The organism is Streptomyces sp. MBT53 (assembly GCF_016654115.1).
GTDB lineage: Bacteria > Actinomycetota > Actinomycetes > Streptomycetales > Streptomycetaceae > Streptomyces.
Genome location: NZ_JAEQAZ010000124.1, coordinates 1 through 25,853, shown reverse-complemented (window position 1 = coordinate 25,853; position 25,853 = coordinate 1). Strand labels below are relative to the sequence as shown.

The window sequence follows — 25,853 nt, the reverse complement described above, 5'->3', positions numbered from 1 at the left end:
AACTGGCCGACCTGCCCAGCCGGTTGGCGGACCAGGAGCCGACGGACCTGGCGAGGATCAAGGCCCTGTGCCCCGACTGGCCCGCCCCACAAGCCACTTCCCCACCGCGCCCGGCCCAGCCAGGCGGCCTGGAGGGTGGCCGGGCGCGGTGGGGAAGTGGCTTGTGGGGCGGGCCAGTCGGGGCACAGGGCCTTGATCCTCGCCAGGTCCGTCGGCTCCTGGTCCGCCAACCGGCTGGGCAGGTCGGCCAGTTCGTCCAGCAGGTCTTCCGCGAGCAACCGGAGGTAACGGGAGGCGGGTCGGTCCGACGCGCCCGCCCGGGCCGGTGCCTCCGCTCCGCCCGCCGCCCGCCAGCGCGCCGCGATCGCCGACGGCTCGCGTCCGTCCTGGGCGGCCTGGCGCAGTTCGTGGCCGAGCAGGTCCTCCGGCTGGACCCAGGTCAGTCGGAGCACCGCTCCCCTCCGATCCCGGCGAACGCCGCCTCGTGGGCCCGGCGTCGGCGGACGTCCTGTTCGAAGACCTCCCGTGTCACCCGGGCGAGCGTGGCCGCCGGTTCCCAGAGGTCCAGGCGGCTGGCCTCGGCGACCGTCTTCGACCAGTCCTGCGGAACCGGCGAACCGAGCGCGCCCGCCACCGCACCCGCCATCGTCGCGATCGAGTCGCAGTCCCGGCCGTAGTTCACCGAACCCAGCACCGCATGGCGGTAGTCGCCGCCGGAGACCACCAACATGCCCAGCGCGACCGGGAGTTCCTCGATCGCACGGGTGCGGGAGGGACGGCGGGCGTCCAGGGAGGGGGAACGGTAGTCGGGACCCACCGTGTCGTACGGCGCGATCGCCTCCCGCAGCGGGACGAGCGCGGACTCGAAGTCCGAGTGACGGGCGGCCACTTCGCAGACTTTCTCGATGGCCGTGCGCGTGCCGTCCTTCGCCAGGGCCAGGCAGGCGGTGACCACCGAGTCGGGGGTCGCGCCCGGTACGCAGGCCGCGGCGACGGCCGCCGCGAAGACACCGGCCGCCTCACGGCCGTACGACGACTGGTGCGCGCCCGCGATGTCGATAGCCTCGGCGTAAGCACCGGCAGGATTGGCCGCGTTGACCAGGCCGACCGGTGCCATGTACATCGCGGCACCGCAGTTGACGATGTTGCCGACGCCGGCCTCGCGGGGGTCGACATGGCCGTAGTGGAGACGGGTCGCGAGCCACTTCTCGGCGAGGAAGATCCGCTGGAGGGGGATGGCCTCCGCCTCCAACTCCGGGATCCAGCGCGGGTTCTGCATCAGGTCCGGGACGAGGTGGTCGGCGATCGCGTACGCGTCGAGGTGGTCGCGGACGGTCGCGTAGACCCGTACCAGCGCGTGGGTCATCAAGGTGTCGTCGGTGACGTGGCCGTCGCCCTTGTGGTACGGCGCGATGGGGCGGGCGGTGCGCCACGCGTCACCGTTCCAGGGGCCGACGATGCCGTGGACGCGACCGCCGTGGCGTTCCAGGATCTGGTCGGGGGAGTAGCCCTCGACGGGACCGCCGAGGGCGTCGCCGACCGCGGCGCCGACGAGGGCTCCGGCGATCTTCTCCTCAAGGCTGCTATCCGGCTCTTTGAGTCCTTTGGATTCTTTGGGCGTCATGCCCCGAATCATCCTCCTGGTGGGGGCGGTTGTGTGGCTTCCAGGAGTTCGGCGAGTTCTACGAGGTCGGTGCCGGTGAGGCGGGGGAGGGCGCAGCCGGAGAGGGTGCGGCAGGCGTCCCGCCAGGTGGACGGGATCGCTCGGCCACCGCTCAACGCGCCGGTGAGGGCGCCCGCGAGGGCGGGAGCGGAGTCGGCGACGCGGGAGAGACAGGCCGCGGCGGGGACCGCTTCGGCGATACGGCCGCGGGACGCGGTGGCGAGAGCGAGGGCGACCGGGACGGTTTCGGCGGCGGCGATGCCGTAGCTGTAGACGTGGTCCACGATCTGGTGTTCCAGGAGGGGGATCAGGGCGAACGCGTTGTCACTGTCCCGGGCCAACTTCAGGGCGTGGCGGGCGTTGCGGCCGATCTCGGTGGCTTCGGGGAGTTCGGCGAGGGCGGCAGCGACGCAGTCGTCGACGTCGACGCCGACCAGGGCGAGTGCGAGGGCCGCCGCCATGGCCCTGGCGCCGTGGACTCCGTCGCCGTCCTGGGTGTAGCGGGCGTCGAACTCCGCGAGGGCGGCGGCGCGTTGGGGATCGCCGGGGTGCGCCACGGCGAGAACGCAGGCTCTGATGCAGGCCGCGTCGTCGAAGTAGTGGGGGTTGTCGTGGCCGGTGGCGGGCGGGCGGAGGCCGGCGGCGAGGTTGCCGAGACCGGCGCGGACGGAGATGCGGGCGCGGAGGGGGAGTACGGCGGACTCGACCTCGGGGGCGCGGTCCGCTGCGGCGGCCACCTCGCTGGCTACGGCGTTCCAACTGAGGTCGATGGAAGCACGCATCCGGCGTTCTCTGCTGAGGTCGCCGAGGACCGTGTCGTCCCCGGCTCGTAGTACGGCCTCTGCGGCGAACGCTGCCCACTCGGCGTCGTCGGAGGGGCCCAGGCGGAGCGGCTCGGGCGGTTGGTTGAGGGCGATGGGGACGGGGAGCGTCGTGGTCGCGTTCTGCTCGGCGAAGGTGTCCAGCTCACGGGTGAGCCGGCGGGTCCACTCCGGCATCCGAGCGGCCCGGTGCCTCGCGGCGGGCCAACCGGCGGCATCCCCTGAGGCAAGCCCGAGCAGCAGCCCCTCGATCCGAGCCGCCTCGGCTCCGCCATCGGCTTTCGTTTTCCCACCCGCACCGCCCGTGCGACTTTCGTTGTCGGGTGCGGGTGGCCCCTGTGGGGCGGGTTCGCCGTTGGCGGCTGCGGGTTGGTGGGGTGTGCGGGGTTCGTCGTCGGGTGCGGGGGGTCCCGCTGGTGCGGATTCGCCGTCCACCGCTGTGAGTGCGGGCGGGGCGCAATCGGCGTCCGCCCCCGCGGGTGGCGGTGGTCCCAGCGGGGCGGGATCGCCGTTCGCCGCTCCCGGTTCCGTCGGGTACTGCGGGGTGTTCGCGTTCTCTGCGGTCAGCCCCTCGCCGTTGGTCGTTCTCATGGCTGTACCTCGTCCTCGTCCGCCGCCAGTACGTACGCCCCCTGGCCTCGACGCACCGCACCCCACTTGCCGCCGTCTCCCGGCACCAGCAACTCCGCGATGTCCAGGACGTGATGGCCCGCCATCGCCGGCAGGCAGCTGCCCCGTGCCGGGCCGATCGCCGACGCCCAGTCGGCGGGGATCGACGACGCGCCCCGCGTCGCTCCCGCCAGCGCGCCCGCCACCGCCGCCGTCGTGTCCGCGTCGCGGCCCATGTTGACCGCCGTGAGGACGGACTCCACGAAGTCGCCGTCCGCCGCCGCGTACGCGCCGAAGGCCAGGGCGACGGCCTCGGGGGCCAGGTCGGTCCAGGGGTAGCCGCCGATGACCACCGCGGAGCGGACCGCGCGTTCGCCGCGGTGGGCGACCGCCACCGCGCGGCGCAGGGAGCGGGCCGTCCAGGAGTCGTCCGGGACCACGGCCAGGGCTGACGCCACCACCGCGATCGTCGGGGCCCCCGCCATGGCCGCCGCCACACCCGCCGCGACCGCCTGGCCGCCGTAGATGCCCTCGCCGTCGTGGCTCACCGAACCGTCGATCGCGACCAGGCGGGCCGCCTCGGCGGGGCGGCCCGCCGCGAAGACGCCGAAGGGGGCCGCCCGCATGGCCAGGCCGTCGCTCCAGGCATGGCGGTGCTGGGCGGAGATGGGGGCGGCGAGGCCCCGGCGGAGGTTCTCCAGGGTGCCGCGTTCGCTGAAGCCCGCGCCCCGGAACGGGCCCTCGTCCCGGTCCGCGATCCACTCGTGCCAGGCCGCCTCCACATGGGAGGGGGTGAGGGCTGAACCGTGGCGGGCCAGGAGCAGGCCGGAGAAGATCGCGTACTCGGTGTCGTCCGTGCCCGCCGGGTTCTCCGCCACGTATCCCTCGATACGGCCCCAGCGGGCGCGGATCTCTGAGGGCTTCATGTTCTCCGCCGGTGCGCCGAGGGCGTCCCCGACCGCCAGACCGAGCAGCGCGCCGCGTGCCCGTTCGCGGAGTTCGGTGGCGTTCTTGGGCGCCGGGACCGGGGGAATGCAGGCGATCGATGCCATACGCGGCCTCTCCCTACGGGGTTCCCTCAGAGCGCCTCAGGGCGCGGAACCCTTTGCGGATGTCTCCCACGGGAGGCCTTCGGCAGAGCCTGACGGAGCGCAGCATCACCCGGTCGACATTTGATGGGTAGCTGGCTCGGATGAGCGTTCGAGGGTAAAGGTGCTGGTTAGCCCAGCCTTTCCTTGCTGGTGGGCGGGAAATGATCGGCGTATGTTCAGTGTTGTCGAAGAGTAGAACTTGTCTAAACTTAGCCTCACCTTAGCCCCTGGGGGATCAGCGCATGGCCATCATCGAGACCGAGGCGACGCTTCACGAGGCGCACCGAGACAACCACACCCACCGCGATGTGAACGGCGGCTGGCTGCGCCCCGCCGTGTTCGGCGCGATGGACGGTCTCGTCTCCAACCTCGCGCTGATGACCGGAGTCGTCGGCGGTGCCGTAAGTCATCAGACCGTCGTCATCACCGGACTGGCCGGTCTCGCCGCCGGTGCCTTCTCCATGGCGGCCGGCGAGTACACCTCCGTGGCCTCCCAGCGGGAACTCGTCGAGGCCGAACTCGACGTCGAGCGGCGGGAGTTGCGCAAGCACCCGGAGGACGAGGAGAGCGAGCTCGCCTCCCTCTACGAGAGCCGCGGGGTCGAGGCCGCGCTCGCCCGCGAAGTCGCCCGGCAGCTCTCGCGCGATCCCGAGCAGGCCCTGGAGATACACGCCCGCGAGGAGCTGGGCATCGACCCGGGCGATCTGCCCTCGCCGCTCGTCGCCGCCGTGTCGTCCTTCGGGTCGTTCGCGCTGGGCGCGCTGCTTCCCGTACTGCCGTTCCTGCTCGGGGCGACCGCGCTGTGGCCGGCGCTGCTGCTCGCGTTCGTCGGGCTGTTCGGCTGTGGTGCGGTGGTGGCCCGGGTGACCGCGCGGACCTGGTGGTTCAGCGGGTTGCGGCAGCTCGTGCTGGGCGGTGCGGCGGCCGGTGTGACGTACGCCCTGGGCACCTTGTTCGGAACGGTCGTAGGATAGCTCGACGCGCACTTATGCGGTGGTCTGCATAAGTAGCCGTTACCCGCTGGTTTCGAACGCTTAACCACTGGGCATGAGCCGTAAGCGCTGCGGGCAACGACGCCCGGGGCGCACCCGCGGGATGGGCGACGACGCTCCCTCTGCCCTGGTCCGGCGGACATCGATCTGTCCGCTTTGGTCCCCTTCATCTCCACCGCTGATGCGGTGCACCGCCGCCACCCCGCGGCGTCCGCATGTTGGAACGGAGTATCCGGTTCCCGAGAACCGTTCCATCATGTAACCTGCACGAAATTTTGCGCTTACCCGCAGAGGGCCAACGTCGTCCCTATGCCCATGCATATGCCACGACGACGACGGGAGAGCCGATGCGTACGCCGCGCCAGCCGTCCCAGCAGCCCACGAATGGCCAGAACTGGTCCTTCATGGATGCTCGCCCTGCCGCGCAGGGTATGTACGACCCCCGCAACGAGCACGACGCCTGTGGCGTCGGCTTCGTGGCCACCCTCACCGGCGAGGCGAGCCACGCGCTGGTCGAGCAGGCGCTCACGGTGCTGCGCAACCTGGAGCACCGCGGTGCGACGGGCGCAGAGCCCGACTCCGGCGACGGCGCGGGCATCCTGTCCCAGGTGCCTGACGCCTTCTTCCGCGAGGTGGCCGGATTCGACCTCCCCGCCGCCGGCGGCTACGCGGTCGGCATCGCCTTCCTGCCCCCGGACGGCGCGGACGCCGCCGTCTCACAGATCGAGACGGTCGCCGCCGAAGAGGGCCTCACCGTCCTCGGCTGGCGCGAGGTCCCGACCGCGCCCGAACTCCTCGGTGCCACCGCCCGCTCCACCATGCCGCTCTTCCGGCAGGTCTTCGTGAGCGACGGCGAGACCCAGGGCATCGACCTCGACCGCAAGGCCTTCGCGCTGCGCAAGCGCGCCGAGCGTGAGGCCGGTGTCTACTTCCCGTCGCTCTCCGCGCGGACCATCGTCTACAAGGGCATGCTCACCACCGGTCAGCTGGAGCCCTTCTTCCCGGACCTGTCCGACCGGCGCTTCGCCTCCGCGATCTCGCTCGTGCACTCCCGGTTCTCCACCAACACGTTCCCGTCGTGGCCGCTCGCCCACCCGTACCGCTTCGTCGCGCACAACGGCGAGATCAACACGGTCAAGGGCAACCGCAACTGGATGGCGGCCCGCGAGTCCCAGATCGCCTCCGACCTCTTCGGCGACCAGGACAAGATCGACCGGATCTTCCCGATCTGCACGCCCGAGGCGTCCGACTCCGCGTCCTTCGACGAGGTGCTGGAGCTGCTCCACCTCGGTGGGCGTTCGCTGCCCCACTCCGTGCTGATGATGATCCCGGAGGCGTGGGAGAACCACGACTCCATGGACCCGGCCCGCCGCGCCTTCTACCAGTTCCACTCCACGATGATGGAGCCCTGGGACGGCCCGGCCTGTGTCACCTTCACCGACGGCACCCAGGTCGGCGCGGTCCTCGACCGCAACGGCCTGCGCCCCGGCCGCTACTGGGTCACCGACGACGGCCTCGTCGTCCTCGGCTCCGAGGTCGGCGTCCTCGACATCGACCCCGCGAAGGTCGTCCGCAAGGGCCGCCTCCAGCCCGGCCGCATGTTCCTCGTGGACACCGCCGAGCACCGCATCATCGAGGACGACGAGATCAAGGCCGGCCTCGCCGCCGAGAAGCCGTACGCCGAGTGGCTCGAAGCCGGCGAGATCGAGCTGTCCGACCTGCCCGAGCGCGAGCACATCGTGCACACGCACGCCTCGGTCACCCGCCGCCAGCAGACCTTCGGCTACACCGAGGAGGAGCTGCGCGTCATCCTCGCGCCGATGGCCAAGGCCGGTGCCGAGCCGATCGGCTCGATGGGCACCGACTCGCCGATCGCCGCGCTGTCCTCGCGCCCGCGCCTGCTCTTCGACTACTTCACCCAGCTGTTCGCGCAGGTCACCAACCCGCCGCTGGACGCGATCAGGGAAGAGCTCGTGACCTCCCTGCGCTCGTCCCTCGGTCCGGCGAGCAACCTGCTGGAGCCGACGGCCGCGTCCTGTCGTAGCGTCACCCTGCCCTTCCCGGTGATCGACAACGACGAGCTGGCCAAGCTCATCCACATCAACGCCGACGGCGACATGCCCGGTATGAAGGCCGCGACCCTCTCCGGCCTGTACCGGGTCTCCGGCGGCGGCGACGCCCTCGCCGCCCGCCTCGCCGAGATCTGCACCGAGGCCGACGCGGCCATCGAGAACGGCGCCCGGCTGATCGTCCTCTCGGACCGGCACTCCGACGCCGAGCACGCGCCGATCCCCTCGCTGCTGCTCACCGCCGCCGTCCACCACCACCTCATCCGCACCAAGCAGCGCACCCAGGTGGGCCTGCTGGTCGAGGCCGGTGACGTGCGCGAGGTCCACCACGTCGCCCTGCTCATCGGCTTCGGCGCCGCGGCCGTCAACCCGTACCTGGCGATGGAGTCCGTCGAGGACCTCGTCCGCGCGGGCACCTTCCTCACCGACATCGAGGCCGAGCAGGCCATCCGCAACCTGATCTACGCGCTCGGCAAGGGCGTCCTCAAGGTCATGTCCAAGATGGGCATCTCGACGGTCGCCTCCTACCGGGGCGCCCAGGTCTTCGAAGCGGTCGGCCTCGACGAGCAGTTCGTCAACAGCTACTTCAGCGGTACGGCCACCAAGATCGGCGGCGTCGGCATCGACGTCATCGCCAAGGAGGTCGCCGCCCGGCACGCGAAGGCGTACCCGGCGAGCGGCATCGCGCCCGCGCACCGCGCCCTCGACATAGGCGGCGAGTACCAGTGGCGCCGCGAGGGCGAGCCGCACCTGTTCGACCCGGAGACGGTCTTCCGCCTCCAGCACTCGACGCGCACCAACCGCTACGACATCTTCAAGAAGTACACGGACCGCGTGAACGAGCAGTCCGAGCGGCTGATGACGCTGCGCGGCCTCTTCGGCTTCAAGTCGGACCGCCCGTCGATCTCCATCGACGAGGTCGAGCCCGTCTCCGAGATCGTCAAGCGCTTCTCCACCGGCGCCATGTCGTACGGCTCCATCTCCCTGGAGGCGCACGAGACGCTCGCCATCGCCATGAACCAGCTGGGCGGCAAGTCCAACACCGGTGAGGGCGGCGAGGACGCGGACCGGCTCTACGACCCGGCCCGGCGCAGCGCCATCAAGCAGGTCGCCTCCGGCCGCTTCGGCGTGACCTCCGAGTACCTGGTCAACGCGGACGACATCCAGATCAAGATGGCCCAGGGCGCCAAGCCCGGCGAGGGCGGCCAGCTGCCCGGCCACAAGGTCTACCCGTGGGTCGCGAAGACGCGTCACAGCACCCCCGGTGTCGGTCTGATCTCCCCGCCGCCGCACCACGACATCTACTCCATCGAAGACCTCGCCCAGCTGATCCACGACCTGAAGAACGCGAACCCGCAGGCGCGGATCCACGTCAAGCTGGTCTCCGAGGTCGGTGTCGGCACGGTCGCCGCGGGTGTGTCGAAGGCCCACGCGGACGTCGTCCTCATCTCCGGCCACGACGGCGGTACGGGCGCCTCGCCCCTCACGTCGCTCAAGCACGCCGGTGGACCTTGGGAGTTGGGCCTCGCCGAGACCCAACAGACCCTGCTGCTCAACGGACTTCGCGACCGGATCGTGGTCCAGACGGACGGCCAGCTCAAGACCGGCCGTGACGTCGTCATCGCCGCGCTGCTCGGCGCCGAGGAGTTCGGTTTCGCGACCGCGCCGCTCGTCGTCTCCGGCTGCGTCATGATGCGCGTCTGCCACCTGGACACCTGCCCGGTCGGCATCGCCACGCAGAACCCGGTGCTGCGCGACCGGTTCGCCGGCAAGGCCGAATACGTCGTGAACTTCTTCCAGTTCATCGCCGAAGAGGTCCGCGAGATCCTCGCCGAGCTGGGCTTCCGCACCATCGAGGAGGCCGTCGGCCAGGCGGGCACGCTGGACGTCGAGCGCGCCGTCCACCACTGGAAGGCACAGGGCCTGGACCTGGCCCCCCTCTTCTACGTCCCCGAACTCCCGGACGGCGCAGCCCTCCACCAGGTCATCCAGCAGGACCACGGCCTGGAGAAGGCACTCGACAACGAGCTGATCAAGCTCGCCGCCGACGCGCTGGCCGCATCCAGCGCCACCGACGCCCAGCCGGTCCGCGCCCAGGTCGCGATCCGCAACATCAACCGCACGGTCGGCACGATGCTCGGCCACGAGGTGACGAAGAAGTTCGGCGGGGCAGGGCTGCCCGACGACACCATCGACATCACCTTCACCGGTTCCGCCGGCCAGTCCTTCGGCGCCTTCCTCCCGCGCGGTGTCACGCTGCGCCTGGAGGGCGACGCCAACGACTATGTCGGCAAGGGCCTTTCGGGCGGCCGGGTCATCGTCCGCCCCGACCGGGGCGCCGACCACCTCGCCGAGTTCTCCACCATCGCGGGCAACACCATCGCCTACGGCGCGACGGGCGGCGAACTGTTCCTGCGCGGCCGTACCGGCGAGCGGTTCTGTGTCCGCAACTCCGGTGCCACCGTGGTCTCCGAGGGCGTGGGCGACCACGGCTGCGAGTACATGACCGGCGGCCGGGCCGTCGTGCTCGGCGAGACCGGCCGCAACTTCGCGGCGGGCATGTCCGGCGGCATCGCCTACGTCATCGACCTGAACCCCGACAACGTCAACGTCGGAAACGCGGGCGCCGTAAGCGAGTTGGACGACACCGACAAGCAGTGGCTGCACGACGTGGTGCGCCGCCACGCCGAGGAGACCGGTTCCACGGTCGCCGAGAAGCTGCTCGCCGAGTGGGCCGTCTCCGTGGACCGCTTCAGCAAGATCATCCCCAGCGCATACAAGGCAGTGCTCGCCGCCAAGGACGCCGCCGAGCGAGCGGGTCTCTCCGAGACCGAGATCACCGAGAAGATGATGGAGGCGGCGATCAATGGCTGACCCGAAGGGCTTTCTGAACCACGGGCGCGAGGTCGCCAAGTCCCGTCCCGTGGACGTCCGGTTGAAGGACTGGAACGAGGTCTACGTCCCCGGTTCCCTGCTCCCGATCATCGGCAAGCAGGCCGGCCGCTGCATGGACTGCGGCATCCCGTTCTGCCACAACGGCTGTCCGCTGGGGAACCTCATCCCCGAGTGGAACGACTACGCCTACCGCGGTGACTGGACGGCCGCCTCCGAGCGCCTCCACGCCACCAACAACTTCCCTGAATTCACGGGGCGGTTGTGCCCGGCTCCCTGCGAGTCGGCGTGCGTGCTGGGCATCAACCAGCCGCCGGTCACCATCAAGAACGTCGAGGTCTCCATCATCGACAAGGCCTGGGAGACGGGCGACGTCGCCCCCCAGGCCCCGGAGCGCCTCTCCGGCAAGACCGTCGCGGTCGTCGGCTCGGGCCCGGCGGGCCTCGCCGCCGCCCAGCAGCTGACCCGGGCCGGCCACACGGTCGCGGTGTACGAGCGCGCGGACCGCATCGGCGGCCTCCTGCGCTACGGCATCCCCGAGTTCAAGATGGAGAAGCGGCACATCAACCGCCGTATCGAGCAGATGCGCGCGGAGGGCACCCGCTTCCGCACGGGCGTCGAGATCGGCCGCGACCTCAAGGCCACCGACCTGCGCAAGCGCTACGACGCCGTCGTCATCGCCGCCGGTGCCACCACCGCGCGTGATCTCCCCGTCCCCGGGCGGGAGTTGACCGGTGTCTACCAGGCGATGGAGTACCTGCCCCTGTCCAACAAGGTGCAGGAGGGCGACTACGTCACCACCCCGGTCTCGGCCGCGGGCAAGCACGTCGTCGTCATCGGCGGCGGCGACACCGGCGCGGACTGCGTCGGTACGGCGCACCGCCAAGGCGCCGCCTCCGTCACGCAGTTGGAGATCATGCCCCGCCCCGGCGACGAGCGGAACGCGGTCTCGCAGCCGTGGCCGACCTTCCCGATGCTCTACAAGGTGACGTCCGCGCACGAGGAGGGCGGTGAGCGGGTCTACTCCGTCAACACCACCCACTTCGAGGGCGACGAGGACGGCAACGTCCAGTGGCTGCACCTCGTCGAGGTCGAGTTCGTCGACGGCAGGCTGACCCAGAAGCCGGGCACCGAGCGGAAGATCCCCGCCCAACTGGTCACTCTGGCCATGGGGTTCACCGGCACCGACCGCGAGAACGGTCTCGTCGACCAGTTCGCCCTGGACCTCGACGAGCGCGGCAACATCGCCCGCGACGCCGACTTCCAGACCAACGTCCCCGGCGTCTTCGTCGCCGGTGACGCGGGCCGCGGCCAGTCCCTCATCGTCTGGGCCATCGCGGAGGGCCGCTCGGCCGCCCGCGGCGTCGACCGCTTCCTCACCGGCGCCAGCGAACTCCCGGCCCCGATCCGCCCGACGGACCGCTCGCTGATGGTCTGACGGCACCAGGAAAATCGAGGGGGAATCCCCTCAACAGACGTCCCGCACAATGGGGTGCGGAACAGAGCGCGGCGCTTGCTCAGTCCCCGACCGGACCGGCAGGCGCCGCGGCGCGTCCGCCCTCACTTCTAGGGCACCCGATACGTCTCCCCGTACACCTTCCACACCAACGGCGGACGCAGCCCCAGGTTCCCCTCGTCCAGGAACTTCCGCTGGGCCGTGTCCACGCGGGAGGTGTCGATGCCGGGGTGCTTGGCTCGCATCGTGGCGCGGCGGACGTCGAGGAAGGTGCTCAAGTAGGCCTTCTCGTCGCCGCCTTGGGCCGGGGGCTCGGCCCGTTGCATCGCGCGTGTGCGGATGCCGTAGAAGCCGTCCGTGCCCGGGCCGTGGAAGACCATCGCGTCGTAGTAGATGAACTGCCCCAGCGGGCCCAGGCCGTCGCGTTTGGCGGCGGCGACCGCCGGGTCGAAGTAGATGCGGTCGCGTTCCGCGTCCTGTGCCGTCTGGAACGCGGGGACCTTCGCCTCGGCGCGCCAGGCGGCCGGGAAGCCGGGGTCCAGGCCCTCGTGGGAGTCCGTGCCGTCGACCTTGCGCAGGGCGGGGAGGTAGCGGGCGAGGCCGTTGTCGGGGTGGGCGGCGGTGTAGCGCTCGACGAGGACGAGCAGGTCGTGGGTGCCGGTGCAGAAGCCGATGATGCCCGCCGTGTAGCCCTGGCCGTCGCCGATGTCCTGCACATATCCGTACGCGCTGCGCCAGTTGAGCGTCGAGTTCTCGGCGCTGGCCACCAGCTCCTGCGCGAGGTTCTTCATGGCCGGCGCGGCCAGCCCCTCGGGCGCTCTCCGCTGCGCCGCGGCGGCCGGGTGCGCGGGCCGCGGGTCGTCGTGGGCGGTGGTTGAGGAGCCGTAGGCCGTCGCCGCGAGGAGGACGACGGGTACGGCGGCGAGGATCAGGACGCCGACGCGTTTCATGGGGCCAGAGTAGGGGCGGTTACGTCCCTTATTCCGTGGGTTGGGGGGACATGGGGACTGCCGGACCTGCGTGGCGTAATCTCGATCCTTTCGCCGTGATCCGAAGGGAGCCCCAGTGGCCGCGATCTCGCTCAGCAAGGTCGAGGAGACCGCGCCCGCGCTGGTCAGCCTGTACAAGAGCGCCGGGGTCTCGCTCCGCAAGCACGGGCTGGACGGGCAGCGGGCGGCCGTCTACCTGGTGGTCGACTACTCGGGTTCCATGAAGCCGTACTACAAGGACGGCAGCGTGCAGGCCCTCGCCGACCGGGTGTTGGGCCTGTCCGCGCACCTGGACGACGACGGGACCGTGCCGGTCGTCTTCTTCTCGACGGACGTCGACGCCGTCTCGGACATCGCGCTCGCCGACCACGCGGGCCGGATCGACCGCATAGTGGCCGGACTTGGGCACATGGGCAAGACGAGCTATCACCTCGCCATGGACGCCGTCATCGACCACTACCTCGACAGCGGCTCCAAGGAGCCCGCGCTCGTCGTGTTCCAGACGGACGGCGGCCCGATCAACAAGCTCGCCGCGGAACGGTATGTGTGCAAGGCCGCGAAGCTGCCGATGTTCTGGCAATTCGTCGGCTTCGGCGACGCGAAGAGCAAGCAGTTCGAATTCCTGCGCAGACTCGACGAGTTGGCGGTGCCGCAGAAGCGTGCCATCGACAACGCGGGCTTCTTCCACGCCGGTTCGGACCCGCTGAAGATGTCCGACACGGAGCTCTACGACCGGCTCGTGGGCGAGTTCCCGCAGTGGCTGTCGGCGGCACGCGAGCGGGGGATCGTCCAGTGAGCCCGGTGACCCGCCTCCTGCCCGCCTCGGCGCGAACTGCCGTGCCCTGGAAGAACGGTGGCGGTGTGACCCGGGAGATCGCCGCCTGGCCCGAGGGCTCCGGCATGGACGACTTCGTGTGGCGGGTGAGCCTCGCCGAGGTCCGGGCTGACGGACCGTTCTCCGCCTTCCCCGACGTCGACCGCACCCTGACCGTCGTCGACGGCGCGGGCATGGACCTCACCGTGGGCGGCGAGCGGGTGCTCGTCAACTCCCCTTATGTGCCACACGACTTCAGGGGCGACCTGCCGACCGAAGGCCGCTTGCTGGACGGCCCGGTCGTCAACCTCAACGTCATGTGGCGCCGGGGCGCGGTCGCTACGGCCCCCACGGTCGCCGTCGTCCGGGGGCGGCTGCGGGTGTGCGCGGGCGCCCTGGCGGTGGCGCTGGACGGGGTCGCGGAAGTGGCCGGGGTGACCCTCGGGCCGTACGACGCCGTGAAGTTGGGCGACGAGGAGGCCGTACTGCACGCCCGCGGTCGTACCGCCGTGATCGGGCTGTCATTGCCCGCTGACGCACCGTTGGCTTAGCCCGGCCCCCGTGACACCCTGTGGGGTGATCCGGACGGGGAGGCGGCGAACGTATGGACGGCGCACGATCGGTGAACGGCACAGCGGGCGGCGGACGGCCGGGCGAGGCGGGCAAGGGGGAGAAGCTCGCCGACTGGGCGGACGGACGGCTCGGGCTGTACGCGCTGGCCAAGGCCAATATGCGCAAGGTCTTCCCGGACCACTGGTCCTTCATGCTGGGCGAGATCTGCCTCTACAGCTTCATCATCCTGATCCTGACCGGCGTCTATCTCACCCTGTTCTTCGAGCCGAGCGGCGTCGAGGTCATCTACCACGGCTCGTACACGCCGTTGAACGGCATCCCGATGACCCGGGCGTTCGAGTCCACGCTCGACATCAGCTTCGACGTGCGCGGCGGACTGCTGATCCGGCAGATCCACCACTGGGCGGCCGTCGTCTTCATCGCGGGCATGCTCATCCACATGATGCGGGTGTTCTTCACCGGCGCCTACCGCAAGCCGCGCGAGCTCAACTGGGTGTTCGGCTGGACCCTGTTGTTCCTCGGCATCATCACCGGCCTGACCGGCTACTCGCTCCCCGACGACCTGCTGTCCGGCACCGGTATCCGCTTCGCGGACGGCGCGATCCTGTCCGTGCCGATCGTCGGGACGTACATGTCGATGTTCCTGTTCGGCGGGGAGTTCCCGGGGCACGACATCATCTCGCGGCTCTTCCCGATCCATGTCCTGGTGCTGCCCGGGATCATGCTGGGCCTGGTGGTCGCGCATCTGATCCTGGTCTTCTACCACAAGCACACGCAGTACCCCGGGCCCGGACGCGACCAGAAGAGCGTGGTCGGCATGCCCTTCCTGCCCGTCTACATGGCCAAGGCGGGCGGCTTCTTCTTCCTCGTCTTCGGGGTGCTCGCCATCATGGGCGGCATCGCCAGCATCAACCCCGTGTGGGCGTTCGGCCCTTACCGCCCCGACCTGGTGACGACCGGCGCCCAGCCCGACTGGTATCTCGGCTTCTCCGAGGGACTGATCCGCGTGATGCCGGGATGGGAGATCGACGCCTGGGGCCACACACTGGAGTTGGGCGTCTTCATCCCCTTCACGCTCTTCCCGCTGATCCTCGCCGCCATCGGCGCCTACCCCTTCATCGAGGCCTGGATCACCGGCGACAAACGCGAACACCACATCCTGGACCGCCCGCGCAACATGCCCGTGCGCACCGGACTCGGCGTGGCCTGGCTGAGCCTGTACGGCGTGCTGCTGATCGGCGGCGGCAACGACGTGGTCGCCACCCATCTCAACCTCTCGATCAACGCGATCACTTGGTTCGTACGGGTCTCTTTCTTCGTGATGCCGGTGGCCGCCTTCCTCGTCACCAAGCGCGTCTGCATGGGACTCCAACGCCGGGACCGGGACAAGGTGTTGCACGGCCGCGAGTCCGGCCTCATCAAGATGCTGCCGCACGGCGAGTACGTGGAGGTCCACGAACCCCTCGCGCAGGACGAGCTGTTCAGACTCACCCAGCACGAACAGGAACCGCCCTACGAGATCGGCCCGCTCGTCGACGCGAACGGCGTGCGGCGCCAGGTCAAGGGCGGACAGCGGGTACGGGCCCGGCTCGCCAAGGCGATGTTCGGACCGGAGACGCGCATCGCCAAGCCGACGGTGGAGGAGTACAAGGAACTCACGAGCGGCGATCACCACCACTGAGCACGATCGCCCGGCATTCACCCGGGTCGCCCCAACTCGCACGCAGGGCACGGGCCTTGGTCAGCCACAGGGACAGGTCGTACTCGGCGGTGTACCCGATCGCACCGTGCAGTTGAAGCGCTGTACGGGCGGTCCGGTACGCCGCCTCGCACGCCGTGACCTTCGCGGCGGCCACATCGGCCGGGTCCATGGTGAGCGCGGCGCCGAAGACCAGCGGACGCGCGAACTCCAACGCGATCTTCGCATCGGCCAGTTGATGCTTCACCGCCTGGAACGAGCCCACGGGAACCCCGAATTGGGTGCGCTGCTTGACGTAGGCGACGGTCCGGTCGAGCAGGGCGAGGCCGACGCCGAGTGCCTGAGCGGCGGTGGCCAGCCGGGCCCAGGTGAGGGCGTGCGCCAACGGCGGCTCCGGGGTGAGGAGTTCACCGCCCGGGAGCAGACGGGTGAGACGGCGCGCCGGGTCGAGGGAGGCGCGCACCGGTCCGTCGTGCCCGGGCGCCAGCCGCAGCCCGTCGGTGTCCCAGCTCAGCCGGATCGTCGCCACGTCACCGTCCAGCGCGTACGACCCCGCCGGCGCCGCCGTGGCCATCGCCCCGCCCGCCGCCAGCGCGGGCAACAGGCGCTTGGCCGGGCCGGGTTCGGTCAGCAGCGCCGCCGCCATGACCGTCTCCACCAGTGGCCCCGGAACCGCGTGCCGACCCAACTCCACGAACGCCAACGCGAGTTCGACCGGCCGGGGACCCAGCCCCTCGTACGCCTCGGGCACCGCGAGTGCGAACACCCCGGCCCCCGCGACCCGGCGCCACAGCGAGCGCCCGCTCGCATGCTCGCCGCGGCTCCAGGACCGTACGACCGACGGGGTGTCCGCGGCCGTCAGCATGCCGTTCAACGAGTCGGCGAACGCCCGCTGTTCGGGGTCGAGGAGGAAGCGCATCAGCGGCGGCCCTTCGGCAGGCCGAGCAGGCGCTCGGCGATGATGTCGCGCTGGATCTCGTTCGTACCGGCGTAGATGGGACCCGCGAGGGAGAAGACATAGCCCTCGGCCCATTCGGTGTCCGCCAACTCACCCTCCGGACCGAGCAGTTCGAGGGCCGTCTCGTGCAGGGCGATGTCGTACTCGGACCAGAACACCTTGTTCAGGCTGGACTCCGGGCCGATGGACTCGCCGTCCAGGAAACGGGAGGCGTTGGCGTAGGTGAAGAGCTGGTAGGCGCGGGCGCCGATCACCGCGTCCGCCACCCGGTCGCGCAGTGCTTCCGAACTGCCCTGTTCCCGCCAGAGGTTGAGGAGACGGTCGGCGGAGGCGAGGAAGCGGCCGGGGGAGCGGAGGGTGAGCCCGCGTTCGTTGCCGGCCGTCGACATGGCGACCCGCCAGCCCTGGCCCGGCTCGCCGATCACGTCCTCGTCGGGCACGAACACCTCGTCCAGGAAGAGTTCCGCGAAGGCCGGTCTGCCGTCCAGGCGGCCGATCGGGCGGACCGTGACGCCGGGCGCGCGCAGGTCGAACATCAGGTAGGTCAGGCCCTGTTGGGGCTTCGGGGTTTCCGGCTCGCTGCGGAACAGGCCGAACGCGCGGTCCGCGAAGGCCGCCCGCGACGACCACGTCTTCTGCCCGCTCAGCAGCCAGCCGCCGCCCGTGCGCACCGCCCGCGAGGTGAGCGAGGCCAGGTCCGAACCCGCCTCCGGCTCCGACCACGCCTGCGCCCACACCACCTCGCCGGTCGCCATCGAGGGCAGCACACGTGCGCGTTGCTCCCGTGTGCCGTGGTCGAAGAGGGTCGGGGCGAGCAGGTTGATGCCGTTCTGGCCGACCCGGCCCGGGGCGCCCGCCGCGTAGTACTCCTCCTCGAACAGCAGCCACCGCACGATGTCGACGCCCCGGCCGCCGTACTCCTCCGGCCAGGACACCACCGACCAACGGTCCGCCGCGAGTTGGGCTTCCCAGACGCGGTGCGCGGCGAAGCCCTCCTTCGTCTCCAGGGAGGGGAGCGGCGTGGCCGGCACATGCGCGCGCAGCCAGGCGCGAGCCTCGGCGCGGAACGCCTCCTCGGCGGGAGCGAAGTCGAGGTCCATCGCCAACCATCCTTCCCTAACAAGTGTTTGGTAGGTTAGCGTGGCCGTATGACAGGCGTCGAGAGTCCGGCATACGTCCCCGGGCACGGGCTGCTGAAGGGGCGCACAGCCGTCGTCACCGCCGCCGCGGGCGCGGGGATCGGCGGGGCCACCGCGCGCCGCTTCCTCCAGGAGGGCGCGCGGGTGCTGATCAGCGACGCGCACACGCGGCGGCTGAAGGAGTACGAGGCCGAGCTGGCCGGGGAGTTCGGCGCGGAGTCGGTCGCCGCGCTGCCGTGCGACGTCACCGACGAGACGCAGGTGGAGGCGCTGTTCGACGCGGCCGTCGCGGCACACGGGCGGCTGGACGTCGTCGTCAACAACGCTGGCCTGGGCGGCACTTCGGACCTCGTCGACATGACGGACGAGCAGTGGTCGAAGGTGCTGGACGTGACGTTGAACGGCACCTTCCGCTGCACCCGGGCCGCCCTGCGCGCGATGCGCGCGACCGGCGGGGTGATCGTCAACAACGCCTCCGTCGTCGGCTGGCGCGCCCAGGCCGGGCAGGCGCACTACGCGGCGGCCAAGGCCGGCGTGATGGCACTGACCCGCTGCGCGGCGATCGAGGCCGCCGAGTACGGGGTGCGGGTCAACGCGGTCTCGCCGAGCCTCGCCATGCACCCGCACCTGGTGAAGGTGACGACCCCGGAGCTGTTGGCCGAACTCACCGCGCGCGAGGCCTTCGGGCGGTGCGCCGAGCCCTGGGAGGTGGCCAACGTGATCGTGTTCCTGGCCTCGGACTACTCCTCGTACATGACCGGCGAGGTCGTCTCCGTGAGCAGCCAGCATGCGTAGCGGCGCGGGAGGTCACGCGAGGGGCACGACAATGGTCCCGTGCCGACCAAGAAGAAACCCCCGGTGACCGCCGCTCCGGCCCGCCGCCGTGAACTCCTCGACACGGCGGCCGAGGTCTTCGCCGAGCAGGGCTACAACGCCACCACCGTACGGAAGATCGCCGACCACGCGGGCATGCTCGCGGGCAGCCTCTACTACCACTTCGACTCCAAGGAATCGATGCTGGAGGAGATCCTGCGGACCTTCCTCGACGAGCTGTGGAGCGGCTACGACACCGTCCTGGACGCCGAGTCGGGGCCGCGCGAGACGCTGGAGGCCCTGGTCACCGAGTCGTTCCGGGAGATCGACCGGCACCGCGCGGCCGTCGCGATCTACCAGAAGGAGAGCAAGCAACTGGTCGCGCAGGAGCGGTTCGCGTTCCTCGCCGAGTCGCAGCGCAAGTTCGAGAAGGCGTGGCTGTCCACGCTGGAGCGCGGGGTCGCCGCCAAGGTCTTCCGGGCCGACCTAGACGTCCGGCTCACCTACCGGTTCGTCCGCGACACGGTGTGGGTCGCCGCGTCCTGGTACCGGCCGGGCGGACAGCACAGCGCCGAGGAGATCGCCCGGCAGTACCTGTCGATGGTGCTGGACGGGATCGCCGTACGCACGTAACTCACGGGCAAGCATGGGGAGTTGACATGGCCGAGGCCTACATCGTCGAAGCGGTCCGGACGCCCGTCGGGCGGCGCGGGGGAGGGCTCAGCGGGGTCCATCCCGCCGACCTCGGGGCGCATGTGCTGGGGGAGCTGGTCGCGCGCTCCGGGATCGATCCCGCCGCCGTCGAGGACGTCGTCTTCGGGTGTCTGGACGCGGTGGGGCCGCAGGCCGGGGACATCGCGCGGACCGCCTGGCTGGCGGCCGGGCTGCCCGAGGAGGTGCCGGGCGTGACGGTGGACCGGCAGTGCGGATCCTCGCAGCAGGCCGTGCACTTCGCGGCCCAGGGCGTGCTGTCCGGCACCCAGGACCTGGTCGTCGCGGGTGGCGTCCAGAACATGTCGCTGATCCCCATCGCCTTCGCGTCCCGCCAGGCCGCCCTGCCGCTCGGCCTCACGGACGGCCCCTTCGCGGGCAGCGAGGGCTGGCGCGCCCGGTACGGGACGCAGCCGGTGAACCAGTTCGCCGGCGCCGAGATGATCGCCGCGAAGTGGGGCATCAGCAGGCAGGACCAGGAGGAGTTCGCCCTCCGCTCGCACCGGCGGGCCCTGCGCGCCATCGACGAGGGCCGCTTCGAGCGCGAGACGGTGGCCTACGGCGCGGTGGCGGTCGACGAGGGCCCGCGCCGGGACACCTCGCTGGAGAAGATGGCCGGCCTGAAGCCGGTCGTGGACGGCGGCACCATCACCGCCGCCTGCTCCTCCCAGGTCTCCGACGGCGCGGCGGCGATGCTGCTCGCCTCCGAACGGGCCGTACGCGAACACGGGTTGACGCCCCGCGCCCGTATCCACCATCTCTCCGTCCGGGGCGAGGACCCGATCCGCATGTTGTCCGCCCCCATCCCGGCCACCGCCCACGCCCTGAAGAAGACCGGCCTGACCATCGACGCCATCGACCTCGTCGAGATCAACGAGGCCTTCGCACCCGTCGTCCTCGCCTGGCTGAAGGAGACGGGCGCCGACCCCGACAGGGTCAACGTCAACGGCGGCGCGATAGCCCTCGGCCACCCCCTCGGCGCGACCGGCGTCAAGCTCATGACCACCCTCCTGCACGAACTGGAGCGCACCGGCGGCCGGTTCGGCCTCCAGACCATGTGCGAGGGCGGCGGTCAGGCCAACGTGACGATCATCGAACGGCTGTGAGGGGCCGGGTGCGTCGAGGGCCCAAGTGATCAGAGGGAGCGGTACACGTCGCGGCGGTTGCCGATCTTGACGACGAGAATGATCAGCCGACCGTCGTCGATGCGGTAGGCCAAGCGGAAGTCGCCGACTCGGAGCCGGTACAACCCGTCGTGGCCGGAGAGCTTCTTGACGTCGGCGTCGTCACGGTATGGATCGTCGCCGAGCCGTGTGAGCGCGGTCAGGATGCGCATGGCGCTGGTGCGATCGACGGTTCGAAGCTGCCGTTGAGCTGTGGTCGTGAATCGGAATGCGTACTTCACACGGCGCCCTGTCCTGAGTCCTCGCTGAACAGGTCGGCGAGGACTTCCGCCATGCCCACGGTCGGCTCATCCAGATGCTGACGTGCCTCCCGGGCCAGCAGTTCGTCTGCGGCTTCCTCGAGCGCGTCGTATTCGGACATGGGCACAAGCGCCGCGACCGGCGTGCCGTTGCGTGTGATGACGGTGGATTCGCCTGCCTCCGCCTTGCTGAGGAGCCCGGAGAATCCGGCGCGGGCTTCACGGATGTTCATGGCATCGGACATGCTTCGAGTGTACACATCGGCGTGTACAAATGGTCACGCGTCGGCCCGCACCAGCGTCCACAACACCTCCTCCGCCTCCTTCATCACCCGTGCCACCAGCTCCGCGCACGACGGCAGGTCGTCGATCACCCCGGCGACCTGCCCGGACGCCATCACCCCGAGGTCCGTGCGGCCGTCCACCATCGACGCCTTGAGCAGCATCGGCGTGTTCGCGGCGAGCAGCACCTGGCTCCAGGTCAGCTCCTTGCCGTGCTTCATGGCGAGGCCGTCGCGTATCAGCTGCGGCCAGGTGAGCCCGGACAGCTTCCGGAACCCGGCCGCCCGGCGTATCGCCTGGAGCAGGGTCCTCGCCCGGCCGGAGTGCTCCAGGGCGTCGACCAGTTCCGTGCGGAGCATGCGGTGCGGGAGGCCGTCGACCGCCCGCGTGACCGTGACGTCCTTGACCGTCGCCGCCAGATAGGCCGCCTTCACCGCGTCCGGGACCGTCGAGTCCGAGGTGAGGAGGAAGCGGGTGCCCATGGCGACGCCCGCCGCCCCGTAGGCCAGCGCCGCGACCAGCCCCCGCCCGTCGAAGAAGCCGCCCGCCGCCACCACCGGTATGTCCACCGCGTCCACCACCTGCGGCAGCAGCACCGTCGTCGCCACCTCCCCGGTGTGGCCGCCGCCCTCCCCGCCCTGCACGATCACCGCGTCCGCGCCCCACGCCGCGACCTTCTCCGCGTGCCGCCGCGCCCCGATCGACGGGATCACGACCACACCCGCCTCCTTCAGCTCGGCGATCAGCTCGGCGGACGGCGCGAGCGCGAAGGACGCGACCCGCACGCCCTCCTCGATCATGATCCGCACCCGGTCGCCCGCGTCCGCCGCGTCCGCCCGCAGATTCACCCCGAACGGCGCCCCCGTACGGGACTTGACCTCCCGGATCGCCTCCCGGAGCCGGTCGGTGTCCATGGTCGCGGAGGCAAGGATGCCCAGCGCGCCCGCGTTGGCGGTGGCCGACACCAGACGCGGACCCGCCACCCAGCCCATCCCCGTCTGCACGATCGGATGCCGCACCCCGACCAGCCTGGTCAGCGCGGTCTCCATCAGGCGGCCACCTCTCTGCGGCGGGTGTCGGCCGGGTCGATGACCTCGCGGATCAACCGCAGCTCCTCCGAGGTGGGTTCACGGGTCGGCGGAACCTCGTCCGGGACCGTCAGCTCGAACCCGGTCGCCTCCCTGACCTGCTCCACCGTGACCCCCGGATGCAGCGAGGCCAGCCGCATCGAGCGGTCCGGGGTCGCGAAGTCGAACACGCCGAGGTCGGAGACGACCCGGGGGATGCGGTGGAAGCGGGCCGTCCCCGGGTGCTCGGCGACCCGGTCGTACCCCACCCCGCACACCATGTCGACCTTCTCCACGAACACCCGTCGGGAGTGCTTCGGTATCCAGTAACTCGTCGGATTGTTCAGTGTGTTGATCGGCGCCCCGCGCACTCCGAGCAACTGCCGTTTAGGGCGCGCCCAGTCACCGATGCACGAGATGTTCTGGTTGCCGTACCGGTCGATCTGGCTCGCGCCCATCATCACGTGCCGGCGTCCACCGGACACCAGGGCGAGGTGTTGCCGGTACGGCAACCAGCCTTCCGGTGTCCCGTCCGGACGGACGATCATCGCCTCGCCGTCGGTCAGCAACAGGTCGGGCGCGAAGGTGAGCCGGGCCAGCCGCGCGCCGACGGACGGGATCAAGCCCATGGGGCTGGCCAGGATCTCACCGGCGTCACGCCACGCCTCCGCACAGGCGATCACGCAGTATTCGGAACGCAGTACCTCCATCACCCTTGTTCCTCCTGCCAGTTGCGCACGGCCGACCGATAGTCCGCCTCGTCCCCGGCGAGGAAGCGCTCGGCGAACTCCGCCCAGGGTGTCGTCGCGTACAGCCGCTGGAAGTCCTCGTCCCTGCCGTGGTCGGGGGCGCACGACGTGAAGTGGGCGCCGCCGGGCGCCTCGACGACCCCGGTGACGTTCAGCCGCTTGACGAGCAGGGACTGCGACGGCGCCTCCTTCGTCAACTCGGCCGTGTCCACGATCCGTTCGCAGGAGAGATAGGCCGCGTCCGCCGCCTCGCAGAACAGGTCGTCGAAGTACGGGTCCGGGCCCAGATACTGCCCGTTGCCCAGCCGGTCGGCCCGGTTGACGTGCACCAGCGCCGCGTCCAGGCGCAGCGCGGGCATCGCCACGAACGTCTCCCCGTCCTCGTACGGCGAAGTCACCGTCCGCAGACCGGGGTTGACCCGCATGACGTCCGAGCCGATCCCCGCGCGCACCGGCAGGAACGGCAGCCGGTGCGCCGCCGCGCGCAGGCCCCACATGAACATGCCCTCGTCGACCTCCGTCAGCTCGAACTCCCCGCGCTCGCGACCCGCCCGGTAGTGCGGTTCGAGCGGGACGGAATCGAGGGTGACGAAGGGCGCCACCAGCCTGCGGACCCGGCCGGCCGCCACCAGCATCCCGACGTCCGGGCCGCCGTACGACACCAGGGTGAGATCGCCGATGTCGCTCCGTAACAGCGCTCGGACCAGCGACATCGGCTTGCGGCGGGAACCCCAGCCGCCGATGCCCAGGGTCATGCCGCTCGCCAGCCGCGAGACGACCTCGTCGGCGGTCATCGTCTTGTCAGCCACTTTCGGCACCCTCCTTCCCGAAGGTGTCGCGGACCCGGTCGGCCACCCCGCTGACGTTCGCCTCGAAGGTGAAGCCCTGCTCGAAGCGGTAGCTGCGGCGGACGTCGACGGGGTCGATGCCGTTGATCGCGGACTTGGCGAGCCGGATCAGCTCGCCGTCCTTGGCGGCTATCTCGGCCGCCAACTCCAGTGCGGCGGACAGCAGCTCATCGCGCGGTACGACCCGCCACACCGAGCCGTGCGCGTGCAGCTCGGCCGCCGTCGCCGTGCGCGAGGTGTAGTACAGGGCGCGCATCAGATGCTGGGGGACCAGCCGGGCCAGATGCGTGGCGGCACCCAGCGCGCCCCGGTCCAGCTCGGGCAGCCCGAAGGTCGCGTCCTCGCTCGCCACGATCACGTCCGCGTTCCCCACCAACCCGATGCCCCCGCCCAGGCAGAAGCCCTGCACGGCCGCCACCACGGGCACCTCGCACTCGTACACCGCGGCGAACGCCTCGAAACAGCCCCGGTTCACCCCGACCAGGGCCGACCGTCCGCGCGCCTGTATCTCCTTGATGTCCACGCCCGCGTTGAAGCCCCGCCCCTCGGCCGCCAGCACCACACAGCGCACGCCGGGATCGCGGCCCGCCGCGCGCACGGCGTCGGCCAGCGCGAACCAGCCGTCCACCGGCAGCGCGTTCACCGGCGGGAAGTCGACCGTGACGACGGCAACTCCCTTGTCGGCGGAGGGGTTTTCCCGGTTTCCCCGGGTTTCCGGGAACGAGGTGGAGACACCCATGGACGCATCAGCTACCTTTCCACCAAACATTTGTTAGGTGTGAGGCTTCGAAGCTAGCAGTCGCAGAATCCGAGCGGGAGACCCTGTGGACAACCCTCATACGGACGACTCGCCCGACCACCCGTTGAACGGCCGTACCGTCCTCGTCACCGGCGGCACCCGAGGCGTCGGCGCCGGTATCGCGCGCGCCTTCGTCGAGGCCGGTGCCCAGGTACTGACCTGCGCGCGCAAACCACCCGAAGTCCCCGTCCGGGGAACCGAGTTCAGCCCCCTCGACCTGCGCGACCCGGACGCCGTACGGGAGTTCTTCGCCGCGCTGCCCCGGCTCGACGTCCTCGTCAACAACGCGGGCGGCGCGCCCTACCGCCCGCTCGTCGACGCGACGGCCGAACGCCACGCGCGGATCATAGAGTTGAACCTCCTCGCCCCGCTCACCGCCTCCCTCGCCGCGTACGAACACCTCAGGCGGGCCAAGGGCTCGGTCGTGATGATCGGCAGCGTCAGCGGCAGCCGTCCCTCGCCCGGCTCGGCGGCATACGGGGCGGCCAAGGCCGGACTGGAGAACCTGGCCCGTTCGATGGCGGTGGAGTGGGCGCCGGACATCCGCGTCAACACCCTCGTCGTCGGCATGGTCCGCACGGAGTCGTCCCACCTGCACTACGGCGGCGAGGACGCCATCGAGGCCGTCTCCCGCACCGTCCCGCTCGGCCGCCTCGCCGACCCCACCGACGTGGGCGCGGCGGCGGTCTTCCTTGCTTCCCCCGCCGCCGCGTACATCAGCGGCGCGAGCCTCCTGGTGCACGGGGGCGGGGAGCGGCCCGCGTTTCTTGACGCCGCAACTGCCAACAAGGAGACGTGAGATGAGTGCCAGTGCTCTCTGCGACGGCCGGGTCGTCGTCGTCACCGGCGCGGGCCGCGGCCTGGGCCGCGCCCACGCCCTCGCCTTCGCCGCCGAGGGCGCCAGGGTCGTCGTCAACGACCTCGGCGTCGGTCTCGACGGCACCCCGGACCCCGACAGCCCCGCCGCCCAGGTCGTCGCGGAGATCCGCGCGGCGGGCGGCGAGGCGGTGGCCCACGGCGGCGACATCGCCACCGGCACCGGCGCCGCGTCCCTGGTGACGACCGCACTGGAGACCTACGGCCGCCTCGACACCCTCGTCAACAACGCGGGTTACCTGCGCGACCGGATGCTCGTCAACCTCGACGAGGACGACTGGGACGCGGTGCTCCGCGTCCACCTGAAGGGCCACTTCCTGCCCCTGAAACACGCCGCCGCGTACTGGCGCGCCGAGTCCAAGGCGGGCCGCACCCCCACCGCGCGGATCATCAACACCAGCAGCGGAGCAGGCCTGTTGGGCTCGGTGGGACAGGGCAACTACAGCGCGGCCAAGGCCGGCATCGTGGGCCTCACTCTCGTAGCGGCGGCCGAACTCTCCCGCTACGGCGTCCAGGTCAA

At 70.7% G+C, this 25,853-nt stretch carries 23 protein-coding genes and 1 pseudogene; 11 read left to right on the top strand and 13 right to left on the bottom strand.

Going from position 1 to position 25,853, the window contains the following annotated elements:
• From JHN45_RS34625 to JHN45_RS34610, 4 genes and pseudogenes are all read right to left on the bottom strand, one after another.
• A pseudogene (locus tag JHN45_RS34625) lies at positions 1–452 on the bottom strand (ADP-ribosylglycohydrolase family protein); the annotation flags it as partial.
• Positions 440–1,624: an ADP-ribosylglycohydrolase family protein gene (locus tag JHN45_RS34620; RefSeq protein WP_201053126.1), complete on the bottom strand. Its 1,185-nt coding sequence runs from the start codon at positions 1,622–1,624 to the stop codon at positions 440–442. The pseudogene JHN45_RS34625 and the gene JHN45_RS34620, both read right to left, overlap by 13 nt.
• An 8-nt stretch (positions 1,625–1,632) precedes the next feature.
• Positions 1,633–3,075, bottom strand: a complete 1,443-nt coding sequence (locus JHN45_RS34615; protein WP_374195657.1) for an ADP-ribosylglycohydrolase family protein — start codon at positions 3,073–3,075, stop codon at positions 1,633–1,635.
• A complete protein-coding gene (locus JHN45_RS34610; RefSeq protein ID WP_201053124.1) occupies positions 3,072–4,145 on the bottom strand; it encodes an ADP-ribosylglycohydrolase family protein in 1,074 nt (357 codons plus the stop codon). Before JHN45_RS34610 ends, JHN45_RS34615 begins: the two co-directional genes overlap by 4 nt.
• A gap of 281 nt (positions 4,146–4,426) precedes the next feature.
• On the opposite strand from JHN45_RS34610, the gene JHN45_RS34605 reads away from it, so the two are divergent.
• The 3 genes from JHN45_RS34605 (at position 4,427) to JHN45_RS34595 (ending at position 11,575) form a co-directional block, all read left to right on the top strand.
• On the top strand, positions 4,427–5,158 hold the full coding sequence (locus JHN45_RS34605; RefSeq protein WP_201053122.1) for a VIT1/CCC1 transporter family protein: 732 nt from the start codon (positions 4,427–4,429) through the stop codon (positions 5,156–5,158).
• A 365-nt stretch (positions 5,159–5,523) separates the two neighbouring features.
• Positions 5,524–10,119, top strand: coding sequence for a glutamate synthase large subunit (gene gltB / locus JHN45_RS34600; RefSeq protein WP_200716487.1), 4,596 nt, complete (start codon positions 5,524–5,526; stop codon positions 10,117–10,119).
• A complete protein-coding gene (locus JHN45_RS34595) occupies positions 10,112–11,575 on the top strand; it encodes a glutamate synthase subunit beta (protein ID WP_201053120.1) in 1,464 nt (487 codons plus the stop codon). Before gltB ends, JHN45_RS34595 begins: the two co-directional genes overlap by 8 nt.
• Before the next feature lie 128 nt (positions 11,576–11,703).
• Here the strand turns inward: JHN45_RS34595 and JHN45_RS34590 are convergent, their stop codons facing one another.
• A complete protein-coding gene (locus tag JHN45_RS34590; RefSeq protein ID WP_201053118.1) occupies positions 11,704–12,543 on the bottom strand; it encodes a chitosanase in 840 nt (279 codons plus the stop codon).
• Between the two features lie 115 nt (positions 12,544–12,658).
• Here JHN45_RS34590 and JHN45_RS34585 point away from each other — a divergent pair, with 115 nt between their 5' ends.
• The 3 genes from JHN45_RS34585 to JHN45_RS34575 are packed head-to-tail and all read left to right on the top strand — an operon-like array spanning position 12,659 to position 15,650.
• Positions 12,659–13,378, top strand: coding sequence for a VWA domain-containing protein (locus JHN45_RS34585; RefSeq protein ID WP_201053116.1), 720 nt, complete (start codon positions 12,659–12,661; stop codon positions 13,376–13,378).
• 5 nt (positions 13,379–13,383) lie between these two features.
• Positions 13,384–13,947: a HutD family protein gene (locus JHN45_RS34580; protein WP_201053114.1), complete on the top strand. Its 564-nt coding sequence runs from the start codon at positions 13,384–13,386 to the stop codon at positions 13,945–13,947.
• A 53-nt stretch (positions 13,948–14,000) separates the two neighbouring features.
• The gene (locus JHN45_RS34575; RefSeq protein WP_201053113.1) at positions 14,001–15,650 is read left to right on the top strand and encodes a cytochrome bc complex cytochrome b subunit; all 1,650 of its coding nucleotides are present in this window, start codon (positions 14,001–14,003) and stop codon (positions 15,648–15,650) included.
• Here the strand turns inward: JHN45_RS34575 and JHN45_RS34570 are convergent.
• Positions 15,625–16,587 carry an acyl-CoA dehydrogenase family protein gene (locus JHN45_RS34570; RefSeq protein ID WP_201053111.1) on the bottom strand — a complete coding sequence of 321 codons (963 nt, stop codon included), beginning with the start codon at positions 16,585–16,587 and terminating at the stop codon, positions 15,625–15,627. The genes JHN45_RS34575 and JHN45_RS34570 overlap by 26 nt on opposite strands.
• The gene (locus JHN45_RS34565) at positions 16,587–17,726 is read right to left on the bottom strand and encodes an acyl-CoA dehydrogenase family protein (protein WP_201053109.1); all 1,140 of its coding nucleotides are present in this window, start codon (positions 17,724–17,726) and stop codon (positions 16,587–16,589) included. The genes JHN45_RS34570 and JHN45_RS34565 overlap by 1 nt, the downstream gene beginning before the upstream one ends.
• 48 nt (positions 17,727–17,774) lie before the next feature.
• On the opposite strand from JHN45_RS34565, the gene JHN45_RS34560 reads away from it, so the two are divergent.
• From JHN45_RS34560 to JHN45_RS34550, 3 genes are read left to right on the top strand one after another with little or no spacing between them, the layout of a single operon-like run.
• Positions 17,775–18,560 (top strand): SDR family oxidoreductase, encoded by a 786-nt coding sequence (locus JHN45_RS34560; protein ID WP_201053107.1) that lies wholly within the window; start codon positions 17,775–17,777, stop codon positions 18,558–18,560.
• A 39-nt stretch (positions 18,561–18,599) separates the two neighbouring features.
• Positions 18,600–19,211 carry a TetR/AcrR family transcriptional regulator gene (locus JHN45_RS34555; RefSeq protein ID WP_201053104.1) on the top strand — a complete coding sequence of 204 codons (612 nt, stop codon included), beginning with the start codon at positions 18,600–18,602 and terminating at the stop codon, positions 19,209–19,211.
• A 26-nt stretch (positions 19,212–19,237) separates the two neighbouring features.
• Entirely contained in the window at positions 19,238–20,395 is a 1,158-nt protein-coding gene (locus tag JHN45_RS34550) for an acetyl-CoA C-acetyltransferase (protein ID WP_200716477.1), read from the top strand.
• 29 nt (positions 20,396–20,424) lie between these two features.
• Here JHN45_RS34550 and JHN45_RS34545 read toward each other — a convergent pair whose 3' ends face one another.
• The 6 genes from JHN45_RS34545 to JHN45_RS34520 are packed head-to-tail and all read right to left on the bottom strand — an operon-like array spanning position 20,425 to position 24,397.
• Positions 20,425–20,694: a type II toxin-antitoxin system RelE/ParE family toxin gene (locus JHN45_RS34545; protein ID WP_201053102.1), complete on the bottom strand. Its 270-nt coding sequence runs from the start codon at positions 20,692–20,694 to the stop codon at positions 20,425–20,427.
• On the bottom strand, positions 20,691–20,957 hold the full coding sequence (locus tag JHN45_RS34540; protein WP_201053101.1) for a type II toxin-antitoxin system Phd/YefM family antitoxin: 267 nt from the start codon (positions 20,955–20,957) through the stop codon (positions 20,691–20,693). Before JHN45_RS34540 ends, JHN45_RS34545 begins: the two co-directional genes overlap by 4 nt.
• 33 nt (positions 20,958–20,990) lie before the next feature.
• A complete protein-coding gene (locus JHN45_RS34535; protein ID WP_200716474.1) occupies positions 20,991–22,043 on the bottom strand; it encodes a nitronate monooxygenase family protein in 1,053 nt (350 codons plus the stop codon).
• Complete coding sequence (locus JHN45_RS34530; RefSeq protein WP_201053099.1) at positions 22,043–22,771, bottom strand: CoA-transferase subunit beta; 729 nt, start codon at positions 22,769–22,771, stop codon at positions 22,043–22,045. The genes JHN45_RS34535 and JHN45_RS34530 overlap by 1 nt, the downstream gene beginning before the upstream one ends.
• Positions 22,771–23,619, bottom strand: a complete 849-nt coding sequence (locus tag JHN45_RS34525) for a CoA transferase subunit A (protein WP_201053097.1) — start codon at positions 23,617–23,619, stop codon at positions 22,771–22,773. Before JHN45_RS34525 ends, JHN45_RS34530 begins: the two co-directional genes overlap by 1 nt.
• Positions 23,612–24,397: an enoyl-CoA hydratase family protein gene (locus JHN45_RS34520; protein WP_201053090.1), complete on the bottom strand. Its 786-nt coding sequence runs from the start codon at positions 24,395–24,397 to the stop codon at positions 23,612–23,614. The genes JHN45_RS34525 and JHN45_RS34520 overlap by 8 nt, the downstream gene beginning before the upstream one ends.
• 85 nt (positions 24,398–24,482) lie before the next feature.
• On the opposite strand from JHN45_RS34520, the gene JHN45_RS34515 reads away from it, so the two are divergent.
• Both JHN45_RS34515 and JHN45_RS34510 read left to right on the top strand, forming a co-directional pair.
• Positions 24,483–25,256: an SDR family oxidoreductase gene (locus JHN45_RS34515; protein WP_307783281.1), complete on the top strand. Its 774-nt coding sequence runs from the start codon at positions 24,483–24,485 to the stop codon at positions 25,254–25,256.
• 1 nt (position 25,257) lies between these two features.
• Positions 25,258–25,853 (top strand): SDR family NAD(P)-dependent oxidoreductase (locus JHN45_RS34510; RefSeq protein ID WP_201053088.1); only part of this gene is annotated, 596 nt, incomplete at its 3' end.

Excerpts from the sequence above, each read along its gene's own strand:
- JHN45_RS34620 (WP_201053126.1), bottom strand. The coding sequence starts at position 1,624 with ATGACGCCCAAAGAATCCAAAGGACTCAAAGAGCCGGATAGCAGCCTT.
- JHN45_RS34615 (WP_374195657.1), bottom strand. The coding sequence starts at position 3,075 with ATGAGAACGACCAACGGCGAGGGGCTGACCGCAGAGAACGCGAACACC.
- JHN45_RS34610 (WP_201053124.1), bottom strand. The coding sequence starts at position 4,145 with ATGGCATCGATCGCCTGCATTCCCCCGGTCCCGGCGCCCAAGAACGCC.
- JHN45_RS34605 (WP_201053122.1), top strand. The coding sequence starts at position 4,427 with ATGGCCATCATCGAGACCGAGGCGACGCTTCACGAGGCGCACCGAGAC.
- gltB (WP_200716487.1), top strand. The coding sequence starts at position 5,524 with ATGCGTACGCCGCGCCAGCCGTCCCAGCAGCCCACGAATGGCCAGAAC.
- JHN45_RS34595 (WP_201053120.1), top strand. The coding sequence starts at position 10,112 with ATGGCTGACCCGAAGGGCTTTCTGAACCACGGGCGCGAGGTCGCCAAG.
- JHN45_RS34590 (WP_201053118.1), bottom strand. The coding sequence starts at position 12,543 with ATGAAACGCGTCGGCGTCCTGATCCTCGCCGCCGTACCCGTCGTCCTC.
- JHN45_RS34575 (WP_201053113.1), top strand. The coding sequence starts at position 14,001 with ATGGACGGCGCACGATCGGTGAACGGCACAGCGGGCGGCGGACGGCCG.
- JHN45_RS34570 (WP_201053111.1), bottom strand. The coding sequence starts at position 16,587 with ATGCGCTTCCTCCTCGACCCCGAACAGCGGGCGTTCGCCGACTCGTTG.
- JHN45_RS34565 (WP_201053109.1), bottom strand. The coding sequence starts at position 17,726 with ATGGACCTCGACTTCGCTCCCGCCGAGGAGGCGTTCCGCGCCGAGGCT.
- JHN45_RS34560 (WP_201053107.1), top strand. The coding sequence starts at position 17,775 with ATGACAGGCGTCGAGAGTCCGGCATACGTCCCCGGGCACGGGCTGCTG.
- JHN45_RS34550 (WP_200716477.1), top strand. The coding sequence starts at position 19,238 with ATGGCCGAGGCCTACATCGTCGAAGCGGTCCGGACGCCCGTCGGGCGG.
- JHN45_RS34540 (WP_201053101.1), bottom strand. The coding sequence starts at position 20,957 with ATGTCCGATGCCATGAACATCCGTGAAGCCCGCGCCGGATTCTCCGGG.
- JHN45_RS34535 (WP_200716474.1), bottom strand. The coding sequence starts at position 22,043 with ATGGAGACCGCGCTGACCAGGCTGGTCGGGGTGCGGCATCCGATCGTG.
- JHN45_RS34530 (WP_201053099.1), bottom strand. The coding sequence starts at position 22,771 with ATGGAGGTACTGCGTTCCGAATACTGCGTGATCGCCTGTGCGGAGGCG.
- JHN45_RS34520 (WP_201053090.1), bottom strand. The coding sequence starts at position 24,397 with ATGGGTGTCTCCACCTCGTTCCCGGAAACCCGGGGAAACCGGGAAAAC.